At 72.6% G+C, this 3,263-nt stretch carries 3 protein-coding genes and 1 pseudogene; 1 reads left to right on the top strand and 3 read right to left on the bottom strand.

Features of this window, described 5'->3' with window-relative positions; translation table 11 throughout:
• The first annotated feature begins 238 nt into the window (after window positions 1-238).
• The gene (locus tag G6030_RS11115) at window positions 239-1,264 is read left to right on the top strand and encodes a glycoside hydrolase family 25 protein (RefSeq protein WP_182643167.1); all 1,026 of its coding nucleotides are present in this window, start codon (window positions 239-241) and stop codon (window positions 1,262-1,264) included.
• On the opposite strand, the gene G6030_RS11110 is transcribed toward G6030_RS11115, so the two are convergent.
• The 3 genes and pseudogenes from G6030_RS11110 to G6030_RS11100 all read right to left on the bottom strand — a co-directional run.
• The gene (locus tag G6030_RS11110) at window positions 1,240-1,620 is read right to left on the bottom strand and encodes a DUF3054 domain-containing protein (protein WP_347238639.1); all 381 of its coding nucleotides are present in this window, start codon (window positions 1,618-1,620) and stop codon (window positions 1,240-1,242) included. The two genes, G6030_RS11115 and G6030_RS11110, sit on opposite strands and share 25 nt — an antisense overlap.
• Before the next feature lie 5 nt (window positions 1,621-1,625).
• Window positions 1,626-2,972: a YbhN family protein gene (locus G6030_RS11105; protein WP_182643166.1), complete on the bottom strand. Its 1,347-nt coding sequence runs from the start codon at window positions 2,970-2,972 to the stop codon at window positions 1,626-1,628.
• A gap of 65 nt (window positions 2,973-3,037) precedes the next feature.
• Window positions 3,038-3,263, bottom strand: a pseudogene (locus G6030_RS11100) (prolipoprotein diacylglyceryl transferase); the annotation flags it as partial.

The following is a 3,263-nucleotide window of genomic DNA, read 5'->3' as shown; positions in this document are numbered from 1 at the left end:
TGTTCGGTGGGATCGCCTTAAGGGTAGGTGAGAAAACCAGGTCAACGTACGCGTGGGACAGCGTTTTACAGGTTGTTGTGATTCCGTGACCCACGCCACCCCCGCCCGCGGTCCGCCCCACCTCGACGCGCTCGACCGCGGGCCCGCGGGGACGTCGCCGACCACCCGAACTGGACAGTTGTGGAAAAAGTTGCGCGAGTTGCTTGTGTGACTGTTGTGGTTGCCACATACTCGCCCCATGACTTCTGCCGGACCGTCAGCCCGACGCGCCCTCCTTCCCCGACTCCTCGTCGCCCTGGCCTCTGCAGCAGCTCTCTCGGTCGGCCTCCTCGTCGTCGTCCTCTCCCCCCGCGCCGACGCCGAGGTGCCGCTCTCACCCGTCTACCACGGCCTCGCGCAGGGCCTCGACGCCTCCAGCTGGCAGCATCCGCACGGCGCCGGGGTCGACTGGCAGGCCGCCGCCGCGGCCGGACAGTCCTTCGCCTTCATCAAGGCCACCGAGGGCACCGGGCCGGCCAACCGGTACTACGAGGACGACATCGCCGAGGCGCGCGCCGCCGGGATGCTCGTCGGCAGCTACCACAAGGCCCGCCCCGCGATGGACCCCGCGCAGCAGGCCCACGCGTTCGCCGACCGCCTGCAGTCGGTGGGCGGCCCGCAGTTGCCGCCCGTGCTGGACCTCGAGACCGACGAGGGGCTCGACGCCCGCCAGCTCGCCGACTGGGCCCAGGTCTTCCTCGACACGCTCGCCCACCGCACCGGCCGCACGCCGATCCTCTACACGTACCGCTACTTCTGGATCGACCGCATGGACAACACCCCGCGCTTCGCCGAGTACCCGCTGTGGCTCGCCGAGTACGGCGTGTCCGAGCCGACGCTGCCCGTGATCGGCGGCTGGGACCAGTGGCTGTTCTGGCAGCGCTCGGAGACCGGCGAGTTGCCCGGGTTCGCCGACGACGTGGACCTCAACGTCTTCGCCGGCACCCGCGCGGACCTCGACGCCTGGCTCGGTCCCGTCGAGCCCGTACCCGCGCCCGAGAACGCCCCCGCTCCGGAAGCCGCGCCGGAGGCCGCGCCCGCCCCGGCACCGGCCCCCGAGAACGCCCCGGCTCCCGCGCCGATCCCGCCCGAGGCCCCCGTGCCCGTCGAGGCCGTGACGATCCCCGTCCCGCGCGATCTGCCGACGCCCGACGGCGTGCGGCTGCCCGAGTCCATCGAGGTCCCCGCGGAGGTGATGGCTCAGTTGGCGGACGGGCTGCGCTGACGCCGCCGCCGGACGAGCGCCGCCCGCACCGCGCGCCACCCCACCAGGAACAGCCCGGTGACGACGCCCGCCACGATCATGAAGCTCCAGTGCGGCACCCGGCCGTCCCCGAGCCCGCGGATCACCATGCCCACCACGAGCGTGGCCAGCCACAACAGCACACCCGAGCCGATCGACGAGGGCTCCCGGCGGCCCGCCAGCAGGACGAGCCACCCCACCGCCAGGCCCACGAGGAACGGCCACGCGGTCCCCCACACCTGCGCCACGCCCAGGCCCTCGGAGTGCGCGCCGCGCCCGAAGGTGGAGAACACCACCACCAGCACGGCGTCGAGCACGATCATGACCGGCACGGCCACAGGTCTCACCTGTCCTTCTCTTCCCGGGCCTCCCGGCCGGTGAACGGGTAGGGGTTCTGCCCCGACTCCTCGTCCGCGGCGCCGTCCTCCCGCACGCGCACGCGCAGGAGCGGGAGGGGGCCGGAGTCATGGGTCACCGTCGGGCGCCACGGGTTCCCGTGCAGCGGCCACATCGCGGTGAGCCCGGCCGGTGGGGCCGCCGCGACGGTCGCGCGGGACTGTGCGGTGCGAGACGACCCGGACGACGAGGACGACGACGAGGGCGACGACGACGAGGACTGCTCGCCCGGGCCGTCCTCACCCAACGGGTCGGCGTCGGGGTCGACGTCCACGGCACCACGGTAGAAGAGGAAGAAGACCACCCACCCGGCCAGGGCGACCAGCACGAAGCTGACGATGCGGTAGACGAACACGGTCGCGAAGGCCTGATGCGCGCCGAGCCCGCCCGCGGTCAGCGCGGTGATGAGCGCGACCTCGACGGTCCCGAGCCCGCCGGGCGTGATGGGGGCGGTGGCGACGATCTTGCCGGTGACGTAGGCGATGCACAGGCCGCCGATGCTGTGCTGGGCACCGACCGCGTTGGCGGCCGCCCACAGGCAGCCGATGTCGGCGACCCAGTTGAGCAGGGAGAACGCGAACGCCTGCGCGATCTGCCGCTTGCTCAGGTCGACGGCGTCGGCCTGCTCCACGACCTTGCGCACGCCGGCCGCGCCGTGGTCCGCGGGCTTGTGCCGCCGGGCGTTGATCCAGCCCAGGACCGACAGGACCGTCCCCTCGACCTTGTCCGGGTGGCGGGCCGCCCACTGGACCACCACGACGATCGCGACCAGACCGAACGCCGAGAGCACCAGCAGGAACGGGTTGGACACCGACCCCACGAGGAAGAAACCGAGCAGGGCGAGCAGCACGATGCCGACGGTCGACAGGACGCCGGAGATCACGAGCTGCCACGACGCCACGACCCGCGTCGCGCCCCACTGCCGGGTCTTGCGGTACGTCAGGGTGGTGCCGAAGACCTGCCCGCCGGGGATGCAGGTGGAGAAGGCGTTGGCGGAGAACACGAGGCCGACGCTGGCCCAGTAGCCGACGCGGACGCCGGCGGACTGTAGCAGCACCTTCTGCACGGAGCCGTAGCTCGACATGGACAGGTAGGCGAAGACGAGAGCGGCCGCGATCCAGCCCCAGTGCGGGCGGGCGACGGCCTCGAAGCCCTCGGCGAAGAACGGCATCTGGCCGCGGAGCCAGTACAGGATGAACCCCAGGACGGCGAGCGTCGCGCCGGCCTTGAACCACGGGTTGCCCAGGACAGCCCGGATACGGCGCCGCACCTCGGCGCCCCGCGTCCCCGTCATCACCTCACCATAACCAGAGCGTGCCGCCCGTCCCAGCATCCCACACCGGGGACCCGGGGCGGCGGTCACGCCTCTGGATCCTGTCGACGTTCCTGCATCAGGCGGGCGATCAGCTCGGAGGCGGGGATCTTGCCGCCGGGCGCGGACCCGGGCTCGTCGTCGTACTCCGTGTCGTACACCGGCTCGTACTCGGACTCGGGCTCCGTCTGGGAATCGGGCGCGGCCTCTGCCTCGAGCGCAGGCGCGGGCGCGGGCTCCGGCTCCGGCTCGGGCTCCGGCGCGGGCGCGGCC

The organism is Dietzia sp. E1 (genome assembly GCF_014145015.1).
GTDB lineage: Bacteria > Actinomycetota > Actinomycetes > Mycobacteriales > Mycobacteriaceae > Dietzia > Dietzia cinnamea_A.
Note: the sequence above shows the minus strand (reverse complement) of the source record. Positions and strands in the feature narration are given on the sequence as shown.